The sequence below is a fragment of the Pontibacter toksunensis genome (assembly GCF_042686245.1).
In the GTDB taxonomy this organism is placed as follows: Bacteria; Bacteroidota; Bacteroidia; order Cytophagales; family Hymenobacteraceae; genus Pontibacter; species Pontibacter toksunensis.
Genome location: NZ_JBHUOX010000080.1, coordinates 1 through 1,844, shown reverse-complemented (window position 1 = coordinate 1,844; position 1,844 = coordinate 1). Strand labels below are relative to the sequence as shown.

The window sequence follows — 1,844 nt, the reverse complement described above, 5'->3', positions numbered from 1 at the left end:
TTTTGTGTGCGCCCAGTATGGGCACCTGATACTAAAGGTATCAATTTATTCCAGAGGGTGAAAGTCCCTTGCAGGCGAGTTGGTGAAGCCTGTTAGCAAGCCGCAAGCTGGTTCGTCGCGAGGCGTGCAGTGAAGAAAGCGGGACTGCAAAATCAGGTACTGACGAACAGAAAGCACATAAGAGGCATGGTAGCGCGGGTAAGCAAGCACACCTTTGCAATGCCCCTGGCCAACAAGCGCTACGATGTAGATGTGCCAGGAATCGGAGGAAGGAATGTGCTCTTACCTGGGGAGGTCTCCCGGTGTCGTGAACACAGGGAGAAGTCAGCAGAGGCCATAGTAGGTAGAAGTAACGAGCCGGGAAGCACCCGGAGGTCTCACAATCTGCTGAAGGGCCAAACGTTAAGTTGCCCTTAATTCGACAAGGAGGCCCGGCCAGCCTTGCCTTAAGCGGGGCAGATATTACAACAATAGTAGTACTAGTAAAAGATGATAGAGAAGGTACTCCACCGGGGCAACATGCTCAGGGCATACACGCACGTGCTGGCCAACAAAGGTTCGGCTGGCGTGGACGGTATGCGGGTAGAGGAGCTGGCAGCGCACCTGAAACAAAACAGGGACGCCATCGCCACCGCCATCCGCAACGGCAGGTACCTGCCTCTCCCCATCTTAGGGGTAGAGATACCCAAGAGCAACGGCAAGAATCGCCTGCTGGGCATTCCCACCGTCACCGACCGCGTGCTGCAACAGGCGGTTAGCCAGGTGCTGAGCCCGCTCTTTGAACTGGAGTTCAGGGAGCACAGCTACGGCTTTCGTCCCAACCGCAACGCCCACCAGGCAGTGCAGCAGGCACACAGGAACATCCATGAGGGCTACCAGCATATTGTTGACATAGACCTGAAAAGCTTCTTTGACGAAGTGGACCACTGCCTGCTGCTGCAACTGCTCTACCGTAAGGTAAAATGTTCCCTCACCCTACGCCTGGTCCGCAAATGGCTCCGGGCTCCCATCCTTATTAGCGGGAGACTGGCCAAACGCCGGAAAGGTGTGCCGCAGGGCAGTCCGCTCTCGCCGCTTCTCTCCAACATCATGCTCCACGAGCTGGACAAGGAACTGGAAAGGCAGGGACTGCGCTACGCCGATGACTTCAGCGTCTACACCAAGAGTGAGGAGACAGCCCGAAAGGTGGGCAATGCTGTATTCCTGTTCCTCCGGGACAGGCTGAAGCTGCCTATCAACAGGGAGAAGTCCGGCATTAGGCGGCCTGTGGATTTCCAGTTACTGGGTCACGGGTTCGTGCCTACCTACAGGAAGGGCGACAAGGACAAATACCAACTGGTGGTGGCAAAGAAGGGATGGGCAAGGCTGAAACAAAAGCTGAGGGCTATCACCCGGAAAACCACGCCAAGTGCTTTCGATGAACGTGTCCGGGAACTGAAAGAGGCGCAGCGAGGCTGGGTCCACTACTTCCGTATGGCAAGTATACAGGGCAAACTCAAAGACATCGACAGTTGGATACGCAACAGACTCAGGCACTGCATCTGGCATGAGTGGAAACGACCGGAGCGGAAAAGGAAAAACCTGATTCGGCTGGGCGTCCCGAAGTGGCAGGCCTATGCCTGGAGCAGAACCAGGAAAGGAGGATGGGCTGTGGCCCAAAGTCCAATCCTGATAACGACGGTGACAGTGAAACGGCTCGTCCGTAGGGGGTACGAATCAATGCTCGACTACTACAGGAAAGTAGCTCCACAACTTAACGAACCGCTGTATGCGAGACCCGCTTGTACAGTGGTGTGAGAGGCGCACCCCGTCAGTTAACGCTGGCGGGGCCGTCTACTCGATTG

Annotated in this window: 1 protein-coding gene; it reads left to right on the top strand. The window is 55.9% G+C overall.

Annotated elements, in window-relative coordinates; genetic code table 11:
- The first annotated feature begins 489 nt into the window (after positions 1 to 489).
- Entirely contained in the window at positions 490 to 1,797 is a 1,308-nt protein-coding gene (ltrA, locus tag ACFS7Z_RS27155; RefSeq protein ID WP_377492598.1) for a group II intron reverse transcriptase/maturase, read from the top strand.
- Positions 1,798 to 1,844: the final 47 nt, after the last annotated feature.

Bases quoted from the DNA above. Each gene is read 5' to 3' on its own strand.
- ltrA (WP_377492598.1), top strand. From the start codon at position 490: ATGATAGAGAAGGTACTCCACCGGGGCAACATGCTCAGGGCATACACG.